The following is a 22,321-nucleotide window of genomic DNA, read 5'->3' on the forward strand; positions in this document are numbered from 1 at the left end:
AAGGACGCGGATCGGATACAGCCGTCGTAAATCGGCTGTACTATGCGTGTTTTCATGCGGCGCAAGCAGTCCTCTACGCAAAAGGCTTCGACCCCACCTCTCACCGTGGTGTTTCAACGCTCTTTGGCAAAGAGGTTGTCCTCGAAGGGGATGCTCCACGAGACGATGGGCGATTTTTATCGGAATTGTGGGACTATCGTGAGCAAGCCGACTATGGCTACGAACCACTTGATCTCGATTTGAGCGCACTTCATGCTCGAACGGAAGCGTTTGTCGATCGAATAGAAAATATCGTTAACGAACTCCAAGAAGGGAATTGACGATCAGTTGCGAGTCGCCCACCGATTTCCCAACAGAAAGAGCAACCCGAGTTCCTTGCAGTTCGACCGCAGACCGGTTCGCTTTGCAATTGTCGACCCCGCCACGTTTCCCCCGCCAGCAAAACCTATTTGCGCACCTCTCACCTAGTTCTCTCGGCCTATGGCAATCAAGCGAATGGACAACGTCCTCATCGTGGTCGAGGACCTCGAAACTGCGAAGGCGTTCTTCACGGAGCTCGGCATGCAGCTGGAGGGCGAGACGCGCATCGGGGGAGAGTGGGCGGACCGCGTCGTGGGGCTCAAGAACGTCCAGAGCGACATCGCCATGATGCGGACCCCCGACGGCCACGGCCACGTCGAGCTCTCGAAATTCATCACACCCGAGGCCACCCGTGACGGATCCGAGGAACCAGCGGTGAACACCCTGGGGATCCGCCGCATCATGTTCACCGTCGACGATGTCGACGAAGTCCTCGACCGCCTCCGCTCCCACAGCGCCGAACTCGTGGGCGAAGTCGCCCAGTACGAAGACGTGTACCGCCTCTGCTTTGTGCGCGGCCCCGAAGGCATCATCGTCGGGTTGGCCGAGGAGCTTGACGGAGCCTAGCGGGTCACCCCCCCATGCTCTTGGCGGTCACCGTTTTGAGCCCGGGTATTCCCGGGAAACACGGCGATTTGTCGTCGGCCCCAATCGGGAAAGGCGTCTTTTCCGCGACGACCCGTTCCGAAACCCGGTTAGTCGCCATCTGGCAGTAACTACCCACACCTATCTAACGGCTGTTTCAGTGAACCGCCTCGGGGTCAAGTGGTTCGAGAGACGGAGTCTCTCGTCATCACGAAAATCTCCGATTTTCGAACGACTCCGAGGCACTCGTCTTGAACCGTCTGTAGATACATACCGTCTGATCAGGTTCCGCCCCTTTTGTCGTCTATATTGAATAGTCGTGACGATCAAGAAGATACCATGGCCAACCTCATCTACTTCATCAACTCATCACTCGACGGCTACATCGCCGACGAGAACGGCAATTTCGACTGGACAGAGCCATCTGCGGACGCCCATGCCTTCTTCAACGACCACCAACGATCGGTCGGCACCTCCCTGATTGGCCGTCGCATGTATGAGACGATGCGGGTGTGGGACACCTTTCTCCTCGACGAGCTACCCGAGGTACAACGCGAGTTCGCCGAGGCGTGGGGGGATACCGACAAGGTCGTCTATTCAACCACTCTGGACACCGTGCCGGAACCGCGGACCCGCCTGGAACAGACGTTCGACCCCGAAGTGGTACAGGCCATGAAAGATCAAGCCGACCGCGACCTGTCCATCGGTGGCGCCAGCCTCGCTGCCGAGGCCATCCGCGCAGGTCTAGTCGACCGGTATGTGCTGCGCTTGATCCCGACGATCGTCGGTGGGGGAACCCGAGCCCTCCCCGACGCAACGCGGGTCGACCTCGCTCTCAACACCACACGTCGTTTCGAGGACGGCTCCGTCCTCGTCGACTACAGACTCCGATGACAAAATCACCCCCTAACCAGGCAGCGGAATAGATCGTCCAAGAAGTCACCGTCAGGAGAGCGCAATTTGGCTCTGACAACAGTGTTCGCGTCTTCTGCTTGGGAGAGATCCACCTTCCCGTGTTCTGTATCGTTTGCACTCATCCGGGATGGAACCAACGTAAGTATATTAGTCATCGCTCGCAAACACTAACCTATGAAGCGGACGGGCGACACGGACATCGACGGCATTGATGTCACTCGGCTCCAGTCATATCTTTCGCAGACTGAAGTCACGTTCGCCCTCCTATTTGGATCTCATGCACGTGGGACAGCAACAGCGACCTCCGATGTCGATATTGCGCTCCACTTTCCAGACCAGCTTGACGCCCGTGAGCGATTCCAACGACGGAATCGCATCGATGCTGACCTCCAAGCATATGCCGAGGGCTTTGTGGACGTAAGCGACATCGAACAGCTCCCATTGAACGTCGTTCATTCAGCAGTCCGTGATGGAATCCTCCTTGTCGGGGATGGAGCAGCCGTAGACGACTATCGCAAACAAGTCGAACAAGAGTACTGTGCAACCGCTGATGAGCGAAAGCGAGAACGTCAGGAATTCATCAACCGTCTTGCGAGCGGTGACGTGTAAATGGTTGACGAAGAGATTTTCGTCGATGAGCTCCAATACATCAACCAATATACCGGCGATTTGCGGCAGATGCGTGGACAATCACGAGACCAGTATCTGAACGACATGGTTCGGCAGCGGGCAGTCGAGCGAACACTGATGAATCTCATCCAAGCGTGTATCGATCTCGCCCAGCACATCCGTGCCACAGAGGATCTCTAATCGAGTGAAACGGCAAAACAAGAGATACAGGCCCTTGGTGAGGCAGGGATCATCACGAGTGAGACACAGATGAAGCTGGAGGAGGCCGTTGGATTCCGCAATATCCTCGCCCATCGCTATGGAGACGTTGATCAGAAGGTCGTCTTTGACGTGCTTCAAGACGATCTCCAGTGGTTTGAGCGGTTTCAACAGGAGTTGGCACAGTGGTTCCAGAAACAGAGCAGTACATAATCCAAATTCAGATCAGTCGTTCCGTAGTTCGTCGAGAGCGATGATCACATACACCAGTCCGACCAACCGGGTCCCGACGTAGACCCACGGTTTCCAACGGCAGTCGCTGGCATCAGTGTACGCAAGCTCGGCACCAAAATCGACATAGGCACGTGGGAACGCCAACGCAAGCAGTCCGATCACACCTAGAAAACGCTTGAATGCAGCATACGAGCGGTCGCTTCGCCACATGGAAATTACGATGAGAAGTCCTTCGATCCGCGCACCAGGAATGACCCACGACTGCAATTCACAATCGTCAGGATTCTCGAGTGCGAGCTGCTCAGCACGGTCGAGAAGTGCGTTTGGGGACAGTAGCTCGATGATGCCGATGGCTGAAAGGAGCAGTCGGAGCATGAGTTGAGAGTTAGGTATCCGACAAGATAAACTTCATCGGATAACGAGGATGCCTTTGCTATTTAGATCCGTAATCGGTGAGTCGAAGCTTTCCCTCAACTTCGTAGAGATGGCCCTTATTGTACAGCCGTTCGATGATATCTTCGGCAGTAGGCCGCTCGAGATCCTCTTTCTCAGCTAAAACAGCATAGGCTTGCTCGTAGGTGAGTTCACCACCCGGTTGGGTTGTGCTCGCGAGCGCATCAAGTGCTTCTTGCGCAAGTGGGGTGAGTGGTGACGTTTCGTTTGGACCCATTCGTACGATCTAATTCGAGGACGCGATAGGTAAACCCTCGGACGGAGTCCACTCATGACATAATCTAGCTTATTGTAACAAGGGGAACGAACAAACGACGTGGAAGGATGGTTGGCCTGGGCACAGGAGTCCACGTCGCCTGTTGGGTTACGTTGACTGCACTCAGCGCTTCGTACCCGATAGATAAAGACTTCAGCCAACCAGAGTGGAAGTGAAACTGAAGACAGGGGAAAGGATTCGCGGCCTTGACGCTTCTCACGACCAACGCCGAGCCAAGAGCGCATCTCCAAAGGCGAATATTCTTGGGTTAGTATATTATACTAACCATCAACTCCTAACAAGATCAAATGCTCTAGCGATGATCTTGCTCTCCAAAATCATCAAGAGTGCTCAAGCAGCGGAACTCGTTGAGAATCTCGAAGGAGAAGGGACACCCCCCACCGTGTCCGCATAATTTGATCCAACGAATGGTTGGTCGCTTGGTCCCCCACCCCCCACCATGTCCGCATAATTTAGCCGCGATAGCGTCAGACGTTCTCACCTACACTGGTTTCTCACTAGAACTCATTCAATTCTACTTTGATCTTTCTCTAGTACGGGTTTGGTTGAACGACTACTGTCTTAGTTCTTTGCCTATTCTAGTACTCTTGCCGACTCCAGTTGAAGGGGTGGTTCTCTCGCGAGGGAATTTATCCGGACATGGTGGGGGGCGGGGGTATATAGAGAACCGAGTATGCGGACACACCAGACGCTCCGGACACGGGGGTTTATGTCCCCTCGTGATATTGGTTTGATTAGCATGTCGGGTGATGGAACTGATTCCGGAAACCCTTACGAAACTCTTGACGGCAATCCGTACGGTGCATCTGTCGAGATTTTCGCGGATGAAAGTGTTCTCAAAGAGGATTGGAAACCCGAGAAACTTCCCGAGCGGGAAGGTGAACTCGAGGAAATCAGGAACGCTCTCGCTCCTGCAACGAGAGGGGTTAACGCTCACAACCTGTTCCTGTATGGAAAAACTGGTCAAGGAAAGACCGTCGCTATCGATCACGAAATCAATCTGCTTCAGGAGTACGCTGACGACCAGGATGATCTCAACCTAAGCGTTACCAAGACCAGCGCAAATAACCAAACAACGAGTTACCAGCTTTGTGCTCATCTCATTAAGGAAATCCGCGGTGGTACAAAGAAACCGAGTGGCATTGACCAGCAGTCGATGTTCGATCTCCTGTACGATGAAATCAGCGAGCTTGAGGATACAGTCATTATCGTTATCGATGAGATTGATACAATCGGTAGTAATGACGAACTCCTTTACGAGCTTCCGAGAGCACGAAAGAACGGACATATCGAAGATCAATGGGTCAGCGTCATCGGCATTAGCAACAATCTCCAGTTCCGTGATAACCTGTCGCCAAAGGTCAAGGACTCGCTGTACGACTCGGAAATCGAATTCGCCCCATACGATGCGACCCAGCTAACGTCGATTCTTGAGCGGCGTGCAGATCGAGCATTCGTTGAGGGTGTGCTTGAAGATGATGTCATTCCACTCTGTTCGGCCTTTGCTGCTCAGGACGAGGGGAGTGCCCGCCAAGCCATTCGTCTTCTGTATAAATCCGGCGAAATAGCCCTCAACCACGACGATGAACTGGTCTGTGAATCTCACGTACGCGAGGCTCGCGACATTCTCGAACGCAAACGCATCGAGGAAGGGATGCGGAGTTTGACGACACAAGATCAGTTCGCTCTCTTGTCGGTTGTTTCGCTTGCGATTGATGAAGAGACACCTGCTCGAACTCGACAGGTGTACCAGAAGTACAAATCGATCGTTGACCGTCTTGATGGGAATCAGCTTGTCGAACGTCGTGTACGCGATCATCTCCAAAGTCTCGGGATGCAAGGATTCCTGCTCGCAACAACCCGGAATACCGGGATTCAAGGTGGGTCGCACTATCGATTCGAGTTGAAAACGGATCTGGAAGCAACACTCGACATTCTTGCCGAGGACAATCGTATTGACTCCGTCGTCGAAGACCTGGTCAGCGTTGCGACGGCGAAAAATTTGGTCTAAGATTCTCTCGTCGGTTCATAGTCGAATTTTGGGTCCGGACGGTATTATGTCGCTAATTTATATCCGTAGCACTGACGAGCGACTTTAATCTTAAGATTAAAGTTAATGATGTAGTTGTTCCCCGATTTCTTGCTCCGATATCGCTCGTTCGCAGCTCTACTGGATGTCTGCATTGCTACAAATTTCCAACGCTGATTCAGAGTCAAAGCTATCGTACTAAACTTAATCTTAATCTTAAGCTTAGCATTATCTACCACCTTCTCGTATAGCAGGTTCATCCCTATTTTTTCGACCGATCACCCCCCACCGAGTCCGCATAAATTCGAGACCAGGCGAGGTCATCGAAGCCATGCTTTCCGTGGTGCCTGAGATCCCATGTTCGATGCTGCGACAGAATTATTCGCTTTCCGCGGAAAGTATGGCAGCGACCAAACGCGATACCCATCCGATCGACACGATGCTCGCGATTTCGGATGTGCTCACCCATCCGCGACTAGCCCAGCTATACACGCGTGTCCGGGAACGTGATACCGCGACTGTCGATGAACTTGCAGCCGGTCGACAGCTCGTCGACAACGATCTACGAAGATGTGAATCGACTCACCGACATGGGTCTACTCGAGCGCGTGACCGAAACCATCCTTCAAGAACTCCGTGAGATCCTTCTCGATCTGGAACCAGAAGTCGACACTGAACCAGATAATTAGTAAAATCACGATTAGTAAAATCACGATTAGTAAAATCACGATTTAGATAATCGCCATGATTATCATCTACTGGCTCTAAGTAGCCGTATGGCCCCACCGCGGTTCGTCAATCGAGAAAAAGAACTCGACACGTTACGATCGAAATTTCAACGTGATACTGCCGATTTGAGCGTGATCTATGGACGTCGCCGACTCGGCAAAAGCGCACTTGTTCGTGAGGCAATCGACAATATCGATAATGCCGTCTACTGGCAGGCAACCGAGGAAACACCGGAAGCCCAGCTCACTAACTTTGTCGAGACAGCGAGCGAAGTGTTTCCGATCGTGGCTGATATCCAACGTGATTGGGAGGCACTGCTACGCGCGCTTGGTCGAGAGGATGCAATCGTCGTCCTCGACGAATTCCCTTATCTCATTCAGTCGGATGATGCGCTTCCATCGAAAATTCAACGCGTGTGGGATCTGCAACTCGAAGAGACGGGAATGACGCTTGTCCTCGTTGGATCTTCCATCAGCATTATGGAAGACAAGGTTCTCAGTGGCGGAAGTCCGCTGTACGGCCGTCGGACGGCCGCAATTGATCTACCACCGCTTTCGCTGGCCGATGCGCGGCAGTTCTATCCAACTGATGATCCTGATACGATGATTCAATATTGGGGCGTTTTCGGTGGGACACCCTACTATCTGCGAGCACTCACACAGTCGGCGCCGCTTACAGAGAACATCCAATCTCATATTCTCTCGGAACATGGTGTTCTTCACAATGAACCGGAGTTCTTGCTTCGGACGGAATTCGGGCTTCGAGAGCCCCAGACGTACTACACTGTCCTTCGAGCTATCGCCACAGGGAAACGAGAAGCAAACGAGATTGCAAACTTTGCGGGTGTCGATTCGAACACGCTTGGGTCCTATCTCTCGAAACTCCGTCGTCTTCGATTGGTCGAACGGGATATTCCTGTGACGGCGAACCCCACTGCAACGCGTAAAAGTCGATATCGGTTGAACGAACCCTTGTTCCGATTCTGGTTTCGCTATGTTTACGGACAAGAAGAGAAACTCGTTCAGCTTGGTAACGATGCCTACGAGCAGCTAATTGAACCATCGTTCTCTGATTATATGGGATCGATGTTTGAGATCATTTGCCAAGACACACTCCCAGCACTGGTTCCAAAGACCTACCAGGGAATCGGGTACTGGTGGCACCATCAGTTCGAAGTAGATGTTGTTGGCCTCGCGAGCGATGGAACACTCGTCGCTGGCGAGTGCAAATACACGTCTCGAGAGATGGATGAGGGTGATTTAGCTGATCTTGAACGGAGTGCAACGCAGATACAGTGGACGCCGGAGGACGGTGGTGAGCCAACGATCCACTACTGCTGTTTCTGTCGATCTGGTTTTTCAGATGGACTCCAAGCTACGGCTGATGAACGGACTGATGTCTCACTGTTCACATCCGACGACATCATCACCAAAATGGGGAAGTAAATTACTCACTTCTGCTGTACTACCTGCTCTCAAACCTTAGTCTTAATATTAAGATTAATTTGGAAGGTCATCACGGGCTTTGTTAAAAACGATCAAGATTTCCCGAGACTGTCTTCTCGCTACCAACCAGAAGTCAAAACCTCCCCCATCAATAAACTGCGAGAATTAAGATTAGAATTAATCTTAAGGTTAATATTCTCTATCGATTTCCCACTTCCGCATCGCGCGTTCGAACGTTTCCGGATGACGACGAGCTAGCTTCTTCAGATGCTCGCGGAATGACTCGGCCACATTGAATTCGATGTTGTCGTCGCTCTGGAGTTCTTTGTAGAATCGGTGCATCGGCTCGTCGACCGAGAACCCAACGGTCTGTTCTTTCGGTCCCTCCCCGAGTTTGTTCAGATACTCGTCCGCGTCGAATTCGTTTTTCGACGTCTCTTCGTCTGTCTCCCCATCCGATTCTGCTGCATCCATCGCATCGTTCAGTGGATTACTCATTGTTAATCTTAACCTTAGCTTTAAGCTTAAGTGTACTGCTCAAGTGTCGAGTCGTCAATCTCTACGGTTTCGATGTCATCGAACTGCCGTGCACCAGCACGGAATGCGTGGTAACACTGTTGTCGAATCGAGCGCGGAGTCCCGTCACTTCGATCGACAATCTCGTCAATTGCGCTTGCACTGTAGGGGTCGGATGAATAGCCATCACTGTACTCCTCTTCGCGTGCAAACGCGAGCCACCGTCCGATCAGTTCATCAGTCTCGGCAAAGTCAAAGCGTTCCAGCGATCGATCCTTCGCGACGAGACGAGAGGTAAGTGTCTCGCGAAGTTCGTCGATTCGCTCACTTGCTACCGGTGTGCCGAACAGGAACAACAGGAAGACTGGTTCTTCATCACCGAGGTCACCGACACTCTGCAACGCGGCGAGTAGCTGTTCGAACGTCCGTGTGTTGCGTGCTGCGTCCTCAAGCTGATCCACTTGGATGATGCAGGCGATATCCTGTTCTTCGAGCTGAGCTGCTACGTTTTCGACGATCTGTCGAACTTCATCGGTCGGATGCGGATAGTTATCCGGTATCTCCAGGTCCTCATACTGAGATAGTTCGTCTAGTAGTCGCGTGTAGAATCGTCGTGTTGTGATAGACTCGACTTCACGAATCCGTGCAATGTGGAACTCTTCACTTCGGGGGCCGTTTGCGAGTGCGTCATAGACGAGATCGCGAAAGTGGGTCTTCCCTGCACCGCGTCGGTCGATGATTGAGACGTGTCCTGCTCGATTCAGAATGTGTGAGGCAACCTCGTTTAGTAAGTCATCGTTCACACGAACGGCAACCTCAGAATTTGGTAGCGTCTCTGCTGTGAAGGGAATTCGATCAGGTTTGATTCCTAGCTGTTTTGCATAGCGCTTTTGCACGCTTTCAGTGTCGTCAAGTGCTTGTGTAAATTGGTCAGTTCCCATACATCGACACTAGAGTGTATAACCTTAAATCTAATCTTAAGATTAATCTCATCGTCGTTATTGCCGAAAACACGGGCGAAATCGGGTGTTACGAAGGAATCACAGTTCCGACATCGACGCTCACTGTGACCGACGTTTCCTTGGGTCGCTTGTTGTGACTGATGCATGGTCGAAGAAACGTGTTCAGGCGTTGTTCATCCGCTGCCGGGTTTCAGCCCCACATTGGGTGCATTCCGTGAGACGATATGGTTCTCGTGAGAACGCAGCGTTCTCCTTTTTGTTACTTTCCGTGACGAGTTCGACCGATACACTGTGGGGTGTCTTCGCCGCACAGTTTTCGCACTGTTCAACCATTTCGTTTGAGTTAGACTGTGGTACAGACATTGTAATCATTCTAGAGGATGTGGGAGATTCAGCAATCTCGAAGTAGTGTCGAAGCAGTTACCCACTCTCTCTACTAGATGATAGTTGTCGGCGATCAGTCGGTCTATTCGTTGCATATGCAAGGCCCTCACCTGTGACCGTTACTATCCAACAGAATTTCCCAGTATATATCTGAAAACAGATATCAGTGGACTCTATTTGTTACTAATAATATCAATATACGACCACAACTGGTGCTGGAAGCCACATTTAAACGGAATCAGGAGACATCGAATGCTACGGTTTCAGTCGACCCACAGGTTGAGCACGGATTTTCAGCTGTGTCGAGTGACGTCCCGCAGTGGCGACATTCGAGAATGACAAATTCATCCAGAGAGAGCCACTGCTGTACTATTACCGGGATCGTCATCGTATCTGTCCTCGCTGACCCAACCCAATCAAAAATTCGGTCTCTTTTCAATCTTGTATTAAATTATATGGTGTGACAGAGTCGAAAGAGTGCCTCAAGAGACACAGTTAGCCTGTATCAAACGAATTCGCTAGAAATTTTTTCGGGCCCCAAGGGGTGCGGGGCGCTCGATAGAGGCGTCCATGTTCGAAAACCAATGGCTACGAATACCACCACTGCGGTGTCGTTTGACGAATACGATACCCGACGCGACGAGATGCACAGCACGATCGAACACTGGATTGACGACCTCACTGCCTTGACTGACGAGGCAAGAGCAAGTCAACAGTTCCAAGAGTGGCTAGATGTCCAGTCGAAGTTCCATGACTACTCCCATCGGAACACGCTCCTGATTACCCTGCAGTGTCCAAACGCGACAAAGGTCGCTGGGTACAACACCTGGCGAACTGAGTTCGACCGCCATGTGAAGGAAGGCGAGAACGGAATCTGGATCTGGGCGCCGATCATCACCAAACAGTGCCCCGACTGCGAGAACTCCCCCAAGTACCATGAGCAAAGTGATTGTGAATACGACGAATTACCGCCTGAAGCGTGGTCGAAAGGACTGGTCGGATTCAAACCCACGGCTGTGTTCGATGTGTCTCAAACGGAGGGTGAACCACTTCCCGAATTGGAGACCGAAGCAACCGGAAATGCTGAAAATCTCGTGCCCAATCTTCAGAAGGCAGCCGATGAGCTCGGTGTGACGGTTCGTATCGTCGACGCTGACGACTGGGAACACGGCAAGGCGAAGGGCGTCTGCAAACAGCGGAGTCTGTACGACCTCCAGCCAATCGTGGAGGTGAAAGATCGGGTAAATCAGGCGGATCTCGCGGTGACGCTGATCCACGAATACGCGCATGCACTGCTGCACTTCGATGTTGACGATGCGTGTGAGCGAGCGAAACGTGAGGTCGAAGCAGAAGCTGTCGCGTATATTGTTGGCCGGTATTTCGATCTCGATACGAGTGGTTCAGCGTTCTACCTTGCAGCATGGCAGGACGATGATTCGGACGTGATTCAAGATCGACTTGGACGAATCCGGACGACGGCAGCGAAGATTATCGAGGTAGTCAAACAGAGACGTGAGTAAGGTTGGAACTGTTAAATTCAAGTATCGAATGTGACCTTGCCATCGACGCATCCTTGCTATTCAGGTCGATAATCCGTCAGCCGAATCTTTCCTTCGACTTCGTAGATGTGGCCTCGCATGTAGAGTCGTTCGATGATATCTTCGGCAGCAGGCTGGGCAAGCTCCTCACGATCTTTGAGGGTTGCGTACGCTTGCTCGTACGTGAGTTCTCCGTCACTCGGCAGGGCGCTTGCGAGTGTTTCGAGCGATTCTTGCGCAAGTGGTGTGAGTGGCGATCGCCGATTCGAAATCATCGGTATACTCAAAGACACTGACTACCGACGTAAATCCTTGGGACAAAATGACACACGCTCGCCTCATTAGTAATCTGATGATGCAAGGGGAGCACACGGCGTGGCAGGATGGGTAAAGGCACAGGAGCCACGCCGTGTGCTGGGTTACGACTGCAGATTCTTCTTCGAAGGCGATTGATAAAGAGGTCAGCCAACCAGAGCGGAAGTGAAACGAAACGCTGGCTCGCAGGTTGAGTGTTCGCTCACAACAAGATAAGTCGATTTCGCATGAGAATAAGTGCATGACGTACCGGATACTAATAGTTAGTATAGTATACTAACACCGATAGTTCACGGTCGAAAAACAAGCCCCCTGGAGTGTTGCGGAAAAATTCAATTTGAACTGGTAACGTTAGTCTTCAAAGACAAGTGACTTAACTACGACCGGGACAGTCCTGCCAGTCATAATCGACTCGCCAATATCTATGTAATCGCCATCGTTAGCTGCAATTTCGTCGATGACAATGAGTGATGCAGACGAGTCGGAGACAGCTCTCAGTCTCTGTGCAAGTGCTTTCGCACAATTCTGCTGTGTGAGTATGATACGAGGTTGGTTGTTGGTAAATCGAGCGTCGTAGACGTCCGCAAGGGCCTGCGCGAGTGTTGTGATTCGATCATAGCTCAGGGTCTCAATCGACGGAAGAAAAAGTACAATGGGATTACTGTGGGTTGTTTCATATAATTCAAGTCCTCGATCGATGCAGCATGCGATTTCCTGTGCGATGTACTCTCGATCCTGACCAGATTCAATCGGAGACCCTTCAATGACGGGGAGGTTCTTTAATGGCAACAGTGACTCATCGAGATGGACAGTGGTCCCGCTGAAAGATGTCGTCTGCGTACCAGCCCCGATAACGGTCGCACGAATATCTTCGGTTGGCTCATGGACAGAAAGAGGCGATTGTTCGAGTCGGGATCGTATCGCTGACGCAAGAACCTCTCCAAAATCGTGAAACAGGAATTGTAAGTCGGTCGGTGAATTTCTTTCTGCTTGGACAAGCCGGCCCACACCACCGCTAAACATGACAGTGGGGACATCACGAGTAGAATAGTCAGCGTCCCCGATTGTCAGAGCTCTCGTGTCTGGCTGAACGAGATCTCCAGCAATTGTGTCAAAGATAGCATCAACCATCGCTGTAGCAAGTTGAGATAGTTGTTCATCACTTGGTTTCGTGCCGACATGAATATCAAGTTCGCACGCGTCGATCAGAAACTTTGCTGGCTCTGAGAGGTGCGTGACACGGCCATCAGAGTCGAATCGAAGCAATCGTCCACCGATATCAAGACAGCGAGTTTCCACAACCTCAGGTCCAGAAAAGAGGCACATATTCGTCGTCCCACCACCAATATCCACGTTGAGAATCGATTGGTGGTTTTCTGCAGCCCATGTCGCAGCACCGGAACCAGATCCTGCCAGTACTGATTCGAGTTCGGGACCTGCCGTTGCAATGACAAACTCCCCAGTATCTTCAGCAAGTAGCTTCACCAGTTCCTCTGCATTCTCCTTATACGAGGATTCACCAGTGACGATAACTGCGCCACTATCGATATCAGGGGGTGAGTAGCCCGCACTCTCCAACTCAGATTCGATCAGAGTTTGAATTTTCGGAACATCGAGTGTGTGCTCATCCACGAGTGGTGTCTCGTAAATTGCCCCTCGATGCGTAATCTGAGACTTCTCGATATCGACAGAGACAGCACCGAGACCCGAAGAAGAAACAGTGAGTTCACTGATAATGACCTGCGTTGTCGTCGTCCCGATATCAATACCAACACTGGTCAATACAGTAGAACTAGAACCAGACATAGTTCACTCTCCGTTACTCAAGATCAAGACCACTCCCCTCATTCTCATCCATCTGTTTGACGAGGTCAACAATTTGAGCGCCTGCTTCGATTGCAGGAAGCCCATCAGGGTGTATATTCGAGATAACGGACTTCTTTGCCGTCGCCATTCCTCGTTGCGGATTATAGACGAGGTACGCGCTCAGGCTCTTAGCCGTGTTCAATCCTGGTCGTTCTCCAATCAGATTCACAATGATGGTTGCACCGAGTTCCTCGCCGATTGCATCCATCACATCGACACGACCATATTTCACAAAGAGTGGTGTTCCAACCTCGAATCCTTGCTCTTCAAGACCGTCGGTAAGCATCGGTAAGAGATCAGGGATGTTCTCTTCCACTGCTGTGGAGCTTAGCCCATCACAGACGATAATCTGGACATCTGGATCCTGAATACATCCCTCTCGAATCAGACTCATCGTTTCGTCCGATAGCTGGCGCCCCAGATCAGGTCGGGCAAGATATTGGTCTTGATTGGTCACGCAACTCTGGATCTGCATGAGTCCCAGTTCTTCAAGCGCTTCTTCATCGACCTGTGTGAGGACTGCATCACGTGCTTGTGCATGATCTGCCCGAAACGAGAGGATAGAGGATGTGCGAGGCCGGGTGCCACTCCGTCCAACCCCAAGTCGGGATGCACTTATATTTCTAATTTGTTCTAAGGCGTTCTCGTGGTCTGCATCATCCGCGTGCTGGGTTTCTTTATTGGTCATTGGTTGTTTTTGAGGAACACAGTTGGGTCACCAGCTTTCTCGGTGAACCGTCCGTTATCAGTGATTCCCATTGCTTCGAGCCATTTTGCAAATTCGGGTGCTGGCCGCACATCAAAAATGTTCCAGAGAGCAGAGGCATCGTGGTAACTATTTGATTGATAATTGAGCATTGTGTCATCACCCATCGGAACACTAATGAAATAATTTGAACCCGCTGCAGTCAGCAACACCGCGAGATTCTCGATATCGTTCTGGTCGGCTTGGATGTGATTCGTATAGCATGCATCGATACCCATCGAAATGCCTGTGAGTTTGCCCATAAAGACATCCTCGAGACCAGCTCTAATGACCTGCTTACCGTCATAAAGATACTCGGGGCCAATGAACCCAACAACAGTATTCACGATAAAGGGATCATAGCGTTTGGCGAGTCCGTAGCATCGTGCCTCCAACGTAACCTGGTCAATGCCTGCATGTGCATCACTCGAGAGTTCAGATCCTTGGCCAGTCTCGAAGTACATGAAATTCGGGCCGGAGCCAGTACAGTGCTCCTTGCCGAATTCGTAAGCATCATCGAGGAGATCAATGTCAATTCCAAAACTCTCGTTTCCGGCTTCTGTACCGGCGAGACTCTGAAAGAGGAGGTCGGCCGGAGCGCCGTTCTTGACTGCTTTAATCTGTGTTGTGAGATGTGAAAGAACACAGTTTTGGGTGGGAATATTCCACTCGTCGATGAACTCCTTCGTCATCTCGAGCAACCGCTTTGTATTGTCGGCATTATCCTCAACTGGGTTAATACCGATAACGGCGTCACCAACGCCATAGGAGAGTCCCTCACGTATTGAATGTCGAATATTCTCAATATCATCAGTTGGATCGTTTGGCTGGAGTCGGAATGAGAGTGATCCAACCGATCCAATGGTGTTATTACACCGAGCTGTGATGACCATCTTCGATGATGCTTGGATCAAATCCATGTTCGACATGATCTTTGCAACCGCTGCAATCATCTCGCTGGTCAGCCCCGGTCGAATTCGGTCGATATCCTCCTCAGTTGTCTGTTCATCAACAAGGAACTCACGAAGATCAGCGACTGTCCAGTCGCTTATTTCATCATAAATAGTTTCATCCACTGCATCCTGAATGACGCGGGTCACTTCATCATCTTCGTATGGGACGACTGGATTTTCCCGAAGAGTTGCAAGTGAAATTCGGCTGAGTGCATCTTTAGCAGCGACGCGTTCGGCTGCCGATGAGGCGGCAATGTCTGCCAACTCGTCTCCAGATTTTTCCTCATTTGCTTTCGCTAACAGTTCTTGAATCGAATCGAACGATTGTTGTGATCCAGTGATTGATGATTCTAACTTCATCGTTCAATTCTCATATCGGTGGGAAGGTTCCTACTACAATCCATTCTCGGAGCCGAGTACGATTCGGTACTGTAGTCTGCTACAATACCCGAATTCGAATATTGTGACACGCTAGCTTGAACCATGTAACGGTGTGAAAGACACTCTATTGGAACTTAATTATCCCGTTTAGTTGGGGGTGCTTACTACAGAGATGGATATTACTCGCACACCTATAGAAACATACCAATTGATTAATTCGCGTTGTTGCGACGTCGCGTTATTACACAAACAGGATAGGACTCGGTCAAGCGACAATCCAATAGTGACAGTATGAGTACGCCCCTGTGTCACAATCGTATCCGCCATAGGACGATTCCTGGTGCCGCTTGGGTCATCTTGGCTCTCGATAGCGTTCATCGACACCCTCTTGAGAGTTATGTCACGGAGCGGATTATCACAGTAAAAGACCTCGCTTAGTGTGATTTGATCAATCGTCAGCGCTAATAGCGGCTTCTTCGAATATTTCGGTCGTCTTGGTCAACACCCAAGCCTTTGCGAACACGAGTACAGAATAGAAATACGAATATAGTTGATAACACTCGGCTGCATCTCTAAAGTTCAAACAGTGACATCCCAGCGAACATGGACTGACACATCGCAGATACAACCCTCGTCACGATGCCACAACGAAAAGAAAGCAGATTGGACTGCTATTCTCGGGTTACAATATGATACTAACCAAGAGTCGATCTATGATAGACCTACCATCGACACGATGTAGAAAAGAGGAGGGGGAGAGAGAGCACTGTTTCCAGTGCTCTTGAGTTTGAGCTAGACTCTACTGCTCGTTTAGGCCCGTAACTAGTTAATATCTTTTTAAGCCACCACTGTAATGAATTAGCACTAGTGGATCACGGAGTAATTTGATACTGTCCGTATTAAATCTTTCCTTGAATATGGTCTGGTGTATCGTGTTCCAGACGGTGGAGGGGAAGCACTGGAAACACCACTCTCTCTGTGGTCTTCGAGTTCAAAGAACGACTTTACGAAAACCTATTCCCTCTTTACAAGCCCTCTAACGACCCAAATCGGTTGGTAGCACTGGAAATACCACTCTCTATCGTCCTCTCTCGTCTCGAAGCACTGGAAACAGTGGTGTGGTAAAGCACTGGAAACGGTGGTGTCTGACGCGAGGGAAACATCTATTATCGAAGCACTGGAAACGATGGACTAGCCAAAAGCACTGGAAACACCACCTCCACTATAGCATTGGAAATCACGCTACTCATCCACACTAATGAACGAAATCAGTTTCCAACCCGATGATTCGTTGTACAGAAACCGCGATAGTTTATCGGAAGATTATACGCCACAGACGATTGTCGGACGAGATGATGAAATCAAACAGTATCATACGGCACTCCAGCCTGTCATAAATGGGGAACAACCGAGCAATATTTTTCTCTATGGAAAGACTGGAGTTGGAAAAACCGCTGTCACAAACTATCTGCTAAACCAACTAGCAGACGATGCCCATCGTTTTGATCTGGATCTCTCGATTATCTCACTTAATTGTGAAGGCCTAAACAGTAGCTATCAAGTTGCAGTCAACCTCGTAAACCGGATTCGAGCACCGGAAGACCAGATCAGTAAAACCGGCCATCCACAATATGAAATTTATGAGTTTCTTTGGCGTGAACTCGACGCTCTTGGTGGGACTGTCCTCCTCGTTCTCGACGAAGTCGATAACATTGGTGAAAGCGATAGCATCCTCTATCAGATTCCGCGTGCGCGAAGCAATGGAAACATTGCGGACGCAAAGGTCGGGATCATTGGAATCAGCAATGATCTTGCGTTCCGAGAAAATTTATCGGCTAAAGTCCGATCGTCGCTCTGTGAAAAATCGATTTCGTTCCCACCATACGATGCTACCGAACTTCGCAGTGTCTTAGAGCAACGCGCTGATGTCGCATTCCATGATAATGCACTTTCAACGGAGGTGCTTCCGCTCTGTGCAGCATATGGTGCTCAAGATGCTGGTGACGCACGCAAGGCCCTCGACTTACTTCGAGGAGCTGGCGATCTCGCTCGAGCAAATAACGCAGATATGGTTACAGAAGACCACGTCAATCAAGCGCAAAATGAACTCGAGCGTGAAGAACTGATGGATGGGATTGCTGACCTTGCTGATCACCAGCAACTCGTTCTCTATGCTCTCACGACATTGGAAGCAGAGCAAGAAACGCCTGCTCGATCACAAGCTGTATTCGAGCGATATAAAGAACTCTGTACGTTTGCCGCATTTGATGCACGTACAAGTCGTCGTGTTCGTGATTTCTTGGCGGATCTCGCAAAACTCAGCATCATTATTTCTTCTCAACGAAATGATGGTCTCTCTGGAGGGCAGTATCGCGATCACGAATTAGACCACAATCTCACAACCATTCTCAATGCGATGAGCGAGCTGATCGAACGAGTCGGTATTCACCAGACTGTGCGTACGCATATTCAAAATTCAGATAATATTGTACTTTCTGAGTGAATTATATCTGTCTACTCAATTACCGGATTTCCCATTTCAATGTCTGTACTCCAGTAGTGAGAGGATCCAGAGGAAAACAACTCAAAGCTGTGCTTGGGACGAATTCTATCCAAAGACCCCGAATCCCTCCTCGCGCAGTAACTCGGCTACTTTTTCGGGGTTTTGAAACGCAAACAACAACGCTGCCTCTCGAGCATCCGTTTTTGCAACTTCGTCGACATTGAGTTCGTCGGCAAGTCTACTTCGGAACGTTGGCTCGTCACTAGTTACTGAATCCCGGACGTGTAGCTCAAGCCGCTTGTCCCTCTCATCCCCGATGTTACTTCGACGGATATAGTAGGGATACTCCTCCGATGGCGTATCTTCGGCCTGCTTTGAGTCTGACTGATTACTGTCTCCCGAAGTGGTTTGCTCCGTCGGTTGCTCGAATTGGCCTCCGGACGTTTCTGTAGATGATTCTTCTTTGTCCGACACCTCTCTTTCCTCTGCTTGCTCCTCGGCGTCGTTCTGCTCTCCAGTCTCGCTAGATTCGTTGTCGCTGTTTCCGAAGTCCAGATTTCCGGAGCCTGATTTAAATGAGTTCGTCATGTCTCTGTCACCTCGACTGCTTCCTGATCACGGAGATCGATTGTTCGTGTACCTTGTCCGTCGAAATCGAGCTCAAGCACTGGCTCAATATCCATTCCAAAGGTATCGGTTGCGACAAACGCCGCGAGTCGATAGAGATCGACAAGTGTGTCGACCTCACGGTCCCGAACCTTCCGAACACCCGGTTTACTACTCCCGCCGTCACTGTCGTCATCGATGGTTTTCCAGCGCTCCTCAATGACCTTGAACGCCGAGCCACGAGCCTCCCACATATCGTCCATCATACTCTCGCGGTCACCAATGACGACTGGCGTCTCAAAGGCGTCACTGTTCTCAAAGTAGCGTAGATATTGTTTATGGGCATTTGTCCGGCGAACACCTGATGGAACGACACACGAGAGACCGATCTCGATATCAAGGTTGGTTTGCATATTCACGACAAGTTCTTCTAATCCGTCGAGGCTCAAACTGCCCTTCCCCGCTGGCTTAACGGGTGCGATGAGTGTTCGCATCGCATATATGGCATTGTAGAGTAAATCCTCGGCTCGAGCGTTCGGGTCGATGAGGATAGCGTCGTACTTTTCGTTTAAGTTTTCTTTCTCCCACAGGAGTCGATACAGTAGCTCGTACCGCGGGTAGTCATCTGCATCGATGTTTTTCATCCCACTCTCATAGGAGATCTTCTGTTCGAGATTCGATGTGAAATCTCCGAGCATGTCATGGCTTGGAATCACGTCAACACCTTCATCGCTCGTCTCGATGAGATCCTCGAACGGGCCGTCGGGCATCTCGAGAATGTGTTTTACTAGGTTGTCTGCCTCGGGATCGCTGCGATGTTCGCCGAGGTTGAACAGGCTCGTCAGATTCCCTTCCTGTGGATCGAGATCGATGACTAATACATCTAATCCCATTCGAACCAACGGTACGGCCAGATTAGCGGTGAGTGTCGTTTTGTACGTCCCGCCGGATTCCGAATAGACGACCGAGGTTATCATCTTGATTCTCTGTTCTATCTCTCTATTACATAAATCTACGTCAGACATCTGTTCCAAATATCTGTGACTATGATCTGTCTGGGGTTTCTGTACCAGCTATCTGTAATGTATGTCTGTAATTGATGCCTGTAACAGGCATTATGGTCTATTGTCTGTCTTAGATTGCTGTACTACTCTTCTGTGCTGGGCGGGTTTCTGCTATGGTCGTCTGTTACAGACAATACAGACAACTGTCTGTAACGCGGTTAAGATATCTACGGAAAGTGTAGACGGAAAGAAACAGTGTGGCAGGATAGAAAGTCTTGATCATAGGTGAGTCACATGTGGGGTTGGGAACTCTGCCCGTAGGTTATTTTAGGCCTGCTTGAACTGACTAAAATTCCACAGTCCAGACTGCCTGGTTGTGGTGCGTGGTTATGCTTCTACAATCAAACACGCTCTGATCTCTCCTGGACCCAGATTCGTTGCCAGAGGATGTTTTATGCTTCGTAGACGGCACCGACTCACCGACTTTCACTTCTCATTACAAACAAATGGAGAAGTGCACTACACACCACTACTTCCAGTGTAGATCAAGGTCACAAGCTCTCTTTCTTACGATAATAGTAATTCACATATCTATAAATCATATAACGCTACATCAAACGCACAAACCGGAAGATGAGACTAGAGTAGATACAGAGGTTCTAGAATGCACGATTTGGAGCAAACCGCTCACTGCAAGCATTTCAAACTGGAACTCAGACATCGATTCTGATTACTATTCTAACTCTTCCCCGAATTAGCGACCGGTCGGATTAGCGCTGCCGCTGATTATCTGGCGTTCATCGGCTCAAAATCTGTTCTAGCCGATTCCTGTTTGCTTCAACAGTGTAAGGACCGTGTTTGCCGTCACAACTGGTGACCGCTTGTACTCGCCAGTCAATTCGACCTGCACAAGAAGATCGACTGCTCGCCAAATCGAGTACAGCAAGCAGGCAAACGCGAAGTAGAAGAATCGCAAGACAAAGTTCTTTGACGTCGTCGCAGCCATGAATCGCTTGGTGCTCTTGTAGCCGCTTTCAATCTCCCACCGGTATTCATACTCACGCAACAACCTCGGATCTCCGTTCGTCATGAACACCGAATACTGACGATAATCTGTCCGCTCGGAGTTGTCCTGGCGTCGGTAGATCAGTGTTGTTTCGTGCCTTTCATCGTCGTTCAGCAGAAGGTTCCAGTTTGTCACGTACCGATCCTGACCCCACTGCAGCAACCGCTGTGGTTGGGCTTGCTCGCTCGTCTGCATTCGTTTCGGCACGACATACTGAAGCCCACGCTGATCGATTTCCTCCAAGATATGCTGGCTATTGAACTCGCGATCCATCGAAGGGATCGCAACAGCGAGTCTGTACGCCGCAGCACGACAAGCCACCATTCCCCGGAGTCTCAATGATTTTGCAGCAGTAAGCCGTGTCGAGCGACGTCGCATTCAGCGTGCATATCGGTATCTCGCCAGTGAACTCGAACTCGAAATTCCGCCACCGAACCCTGGGCAGTTCATACCACACTTTATCTCTGGGCTCGATCTCAGTACTGAGACGGAACATCGCGCTCGTAAGCTTCTTGATTCGGCGAAGCGTCAGAACGCACATAGTGGGAAAAGTCCCGTCGCACTTGCTGCAGAAGCAGTGTATGCAGCTGCCAGATTAACAAATGAGTCGGTTACATAAGAGGCAGTCGCGGATCTCACGAACGTTTCCCCAGTGACGATACGGAACCGATATCAAGAACTATTTGAGCTGTACTCGAAGTGAACGAAACTGGCGGTATTGGTATCTTTCGTATCGAAGACCGAATTGACACGTCGAGTTGTGTCTAAATGTCCGGGATGGTCAGGGAATAATGTAGTTTGCAGACCATGCCGAGCAGTTATTTCGTGTCGAACTGTTCATAACCAACGCTTCCGTTGTCGATGATTCGTTGACTTGTCGGTACTTTCCCATCAGAGGGCATACCCCCCTCAGCTGGACCACCTGGTTCTCCAACGACGATTCGAGCAAGCATCCCCATCGTCTTATGTGGAATACAGTAATAATCGTAGGTACCCTTCGTGTCGAACGTGTGCTCAAACGTATCCCCCTGTTCAGTGAGAACACCACTGTCAAAGGGTTCAGCGCTCTTTGGGATCCGTGTTTCCTTCGCGAGGCTATACTGTTCATAGTACGCTGTCGCGGAGTGGTTGCCACTCTCCATCTCGAATGTTACTGTCTCACCAGGGCCGACAAGCAACCCAACTGGATCAAAAAATGACTGATGCCCTTTTGTACCCATTCGAACTGTCTTTGACGAACCAGATGTGTTCAGACGAGCGCATCCAGAAAGGATCGTACTACCACCGATTGCACTTGAGCCAAGTAGTTTAATGATTGCGCGCCTGTGCATTACACCCACTTTTGACCTGCAGGCTAAAGCATTTCTCGATAGATGTTCGGGACAAGCGAGGGCAAGTATGTACTGGAAACCGATCGCTATCGGTGCAAGCGTTCAAGCCGTTATCGTGTTTGTCGCAAGCATTGGGCCAGTTGCAGCGTCATCACGCTGGGTGAGTGCAATTCTGCTCGTTTGCACTGGGTTTTTTGCTGGATTTATAGTTAGAAAGCGGATCGAGGGGACACGGCGAACTTATTGCGGAAGAACCGCCGGAATGAATCGTAATTTCATCTCACATTCGAACCCTT

The 22,321-nt window shown here is 50.2% G+C and carries 20 protein-coding genes and 4 pseudogenes; 10 read left to right on the forward strand and 14 right to left on the reverse strand.

The window, feature by feature from the left end; all coding sequences use genetic code 11:
• Positions 1-32: 32 nt before the first annotated feature.
• From BW974_RS22075 to hepT, 5 genes and pseudogenes are all read left to right on the forward strand, one after another.
• Positions 33-320: pseudogene (locus BW974_RS22075) on the forward strand (HEPN domain-containing protein); the annotation flags it as partial.
• Positions 321-480: 160 nt separating this feature from the next.
• The gene (locus BW974_RS22080) at positions 481-927 is read left to right on the forward strand and encodes a VOC family protein (RefSeq protein ID WP_076433049.1); all 447 of its coding nucleotides are present in this window, start codon (positions 481-483) and stop codon (positions 925-927) included.
• A 357-nt stretch (positions 928-1,284) separates the two neighbouring features.
• Positions 1,285-1,839, forward strand: a complete 555-nt coding sequence (locus BW974_RS22085) for a dihydrofolate reductase family protein (protein WP_076433051.1) — start codon at positions 1,285-1,287, stop codon at positions 1,837-1,839.
• A gap of 195 nt (positions 1,840-2,034) precedes the next feature.
• Positions 2,035-2,469, forward strand: a complete 435-nt coding sequence (gene mntA / locus BW974_RS22090; RefSeq protein ID WP_076433053.1) for a type VII toxin-antitoxin system MntA family adenylyltransferase antitoxin — start codon at positions 2,035-2,037, stop codon at positions 2,467-2,469.
• Positions 2,470-2,901: pseudogene (hepT, locus tag BW974_RS26805) on the forward strand (type VII toxin-antitoxin system HepT family RNase toxin). It abuts the gene before it with no gap.
• A gap of 12 nt (positions 2,902-2,913) precedes the next feature.
• Here the strand turns inward: hepT and BW974_RS22100 are convergent.
• Both BW974_RS22100 and BW974_RS22105 read right to left on the reverse strand, forming a co-directional pair.
• Complete coding sequence (locus BW974_RS22100) at positions 2,914-3,297, reverse strand: hypothetical protein (protein ID WP_076433055.1); 384 nt, start codon at positions 3,295-3,297, stop codon at positions 2,914-2,916.
• Between the two features lie 58 nt (positions 3,298-3,355).
• Complete coding sequence (locus tag BW974_RS22105; RefSeq protein ID WP_175609786.1) at positions 3,356-3,592, reverse strand: hypothetical protein; 237 nt, start codon at positions 3,590-3,592, stop codon at positions 3,356-3,358.
• Positions 3,593-4,391: 799 nt separating this feature from the next.
• Here BW974_RS22105 and BW974_RS22110 point away from each other — a divergent pair.
• Both BW974_RS22110 and BW974_RS22120 read left to right on the forward strand, forming a co-directional pair.
• Positions 4,392-5,663 (forward strand): orc1/cdc6 family replication initiation protein, encoded by a 1,272-nt coding sequence (locus BW974_RS22110; RefSeq protein WP_076433057.1) that lies wholly within the window; start codon positions 4,392-4,394, stop codon positions 5,661-5,663.
• Between the two features lie 794 nt (positions 5,664-6,457).
• Positions 6,458-7,855 carry an ATP-binding protein gene (locus BW974_RS22120; RefSeq protein WP_076433061.1) on the forward strand — a complete coding sequence of 466 codons (1,398 nt, stop codon included), beginning with the start codon at positions 6,458-6,460 and terminating at the stop codon, positions 7,853-7,855.
• A 189-nt stretch (positions 7,856-8,044) separates the two neighbouring features.
• Here the strand turns inward: BW974_RS22120 and BW974_RS22125 are convergent, their stop codons facing one another.
• Genes BW974_RS22125 through BW974_RS27350 form a run of 4 tightly spaced genes read right to left on the reverse strand, consistent with a single transcriptional unit; the run spans position 8,045 to position 9,696 of the window.
• The gene (locus tag BW974_RS22125) at positions 8,045-8,353 is read right to left on the reverse strand and encodes a hypothetical protein (protein WP_076433063.1); all 309 of its coding nucleotides are present in this window, start codon (positions 8,351-8,353) and stop codon (positions 8,045-8,047) included.
• A gap of 26 nt (positions 8,354-8,379) precedes the next feature.
• On the reverse strand, positions 8,380-9,312 hold the full coding sequence (locus tag BW974_RS22130) for a hypothetical protein (RefSeq protein ID WP_076433065.1): 933 nt from the start codon (positions 9,310-9,312) through the stop codon (positions 8,380-8,382).
• Positions 9,240-9,479: a DUF7563 family protein gene (locus tag BW974_RS27595; RefSeq protein ID WP_449267263.1), complete on the reverse strand. Its 240-nt coding sequence runs from the start codon at positions 9,477-9,479 to the stop codon at positions 9,240-9,242. The genes BW974_RS22130 and BW974_RS27595 overlap by 73 nt, the downstream gene beginning before the upstream one ends.
• A gap of 16 nt (positions 9,480-9,495) precedes the next feature.
• A complete protein-coding gene (locus BW974_RS27350) occupies positions 9,496-9,696 on the reverse strand; it encodes a DUF7835 family putative zinc beta-ribbon protein (protein WP_076433243.1) in 201 nt (66 codons plus the stop codon).
• 605 nt (positions 9,697-10,301) lie between these two features.
• Between BW974_RS27350 and BW974_RS22140 the strand changes: the two genes are divergently transcribed.
• A complete protein-coding gene (locus tag BW974_RS22140; RefSeq protein WP_076433067.1) occupies positions 10,302-11,237 on the forward strand; it encodes an ArdC-like ssDNA-binding domain-containing protein in 936 nt (311 codons plus the stop codon).
• A gap of 56 nt (positions 11,238-11,293) precedes the next feature.
• Here the strand turns inward: BW974_RS22140 and BW974_RS22145 are convergent, their stop codons facing one another.
• The 4 genes from BW974_RS22145 to BW974_RS22160 all read right to left on the reverse strand — a co-directional run bounded on the left by BW974_RS22145 (position 11,294) and on the right by BW974_RS22160 (position 15,494).
• Positions 11,294-11,530: a hypothetical protein gene (locus BW974_RS22145; protein ID WP_076433069.1), complete on the reverse strand. Its 237-nt coding sequence runs from the start codon at positions 11,528-11,530 to the stop codon at positions 11,294-11,296.
• A 391-nt stretch (positions 11,531-11,921) separates the two neighbouring features.
• Positions 11,922-13,376 carry an ethanolamine ammonia-lyase reactivating factor EutA gene (locus BW974_RS22150; RefSeq protein WP_076433071.1) on the reverse strand — a complete coding sequence of 485 codons (1,455 nt, stop codon included), beginning with the start codon at positions 13,374-13,376 and terminating at the stop codon, positions 11,922-11,924.
• Positions 13,377-13,389: 13 nt separating this feature from the next.
• Positions 13,390-14,124 (reverse strand): ethanolamine ammonia-lyase subunit EutC, encoded by a 735-nt coding sequence (gene eutC / locus BW974_RS22155; RefSeq protein ID WP_076433073.1) that lies wholly within the window; start codon positions 14,122-14,124, stop codon positions 13,390-13,392.
• Positions 14,121-15,494 (reverse strand): ethanolamine ammonia-lyase subunit EutB, encoded by a 1,374-nt coding sequence (locus BW974_RS22160; protein ID WP_076433075.1) that lies wholly within the window; start codon positions 15,492-15,494, stop codon positions 14,121-14,123. The genes eutC and BW974_RS22160 overlap by 4 nt, the downstream gene beginning before the upstream one ends.
• Before the next feature lie 1,279 nt (positions 15,495-16,773).
• Between BW974_RS22160 and BW974_RS22165 the strand changes: the two genes are divergently transcribed.
• Positions 16,774-18,018 carry an orc1/cdc6 family replication initiation protein gene (locus BW974_RS22165; RefSeq protein ID WP_076433077.1) on the forward strand — a complete coding sequence of 415 codons (1,245 nt, stop codon included), beginning with the start codon at positions 16,774-16,776 and terminating at the stop codon, positions 18,016-18,018.
• Positions 18,019-18,123: 105 nt separating this feature from the next.
• Here BW974_RS22165 and BW974_RS22170 read toward each other — a convergent pair whose 3' ends face one another.
• From BW974_RS22170 to BW974_RS22180, 3 genes and pseudogenes are all read right to left on the reverse strand, one after another.
• Positions 18,124-18,606, reverse strand: a complete 483-nt coding sequence (locus BW974_RS22170) for a DUF7970 domain-containing protein (RefSeq protein ID WP_076433079.1) — start codon at positions 18,604-18,606, stop codon at positions 18,124-18,126.
• On the reverse strand, positions 18,603-19,601 hold the full coding sequence (locus BW974_RS22175; RefSeq protein WP_076433081.1) for a ParA family protein: 999 nt from the start codon (positions 19,599-19,601) through the stop codon (positions 18,603-18,605). The genes BW974_RS22170 and BW974_RS22175 overlap by 4 nt, the downstream gene beginning before the upstream one ends.
• An 844-nt stretch (positions 19,602-20,445) precedes the next feature.
• Positions 20,446-20,967, reverse strand: a pseudogene (locus BW974_RS22180) (transposase); the annotation flags it as partial.
• On the opposite strand from BW974_RS22180, the pseudogene BW974_RS24405 reads away from it, so the two are divergent.
• Positions 20,948-21,397, forward strand: a pseudogene (locus BW974_RS24405) (transcription initiation factor IIB); the annotation flags it as partial. The pseudogenes BW974_RS22180 and BW974_RS24405 sit on opposite strands and share 20 nt — an antisense overlap.
• 115 nt (positions 21,398-21,512) lie before the next feature.
• Here the strand turns inward: BW974_RS24405 and BW974_RS22195 are convergent.
• On the reverse strand, positions 21,513-22,025 hold the full coding sequence (locus BW974_RS22195) for a plastocyanin/azurin family copper-binding protein (RefSeq protein ID WP_076433083.1): 513 nt from the start codon (positions 22,023-22,025) through the stop codon (positions 21,513-21,515).
• Positions 22,026-22,321 lie beyond the last annotated feature (296 nt).

The sequence above is a fragment of the Haladaptatus litoreus genome (assembly GCF_900156425.1).
Taxonomy (GTDB): domain Archaea; phylum Halobacteriota; class Halobacteria; order Halobacteriales; family Haladaptataceae; genus Haladaptatus; species Haladaptatus litoreus.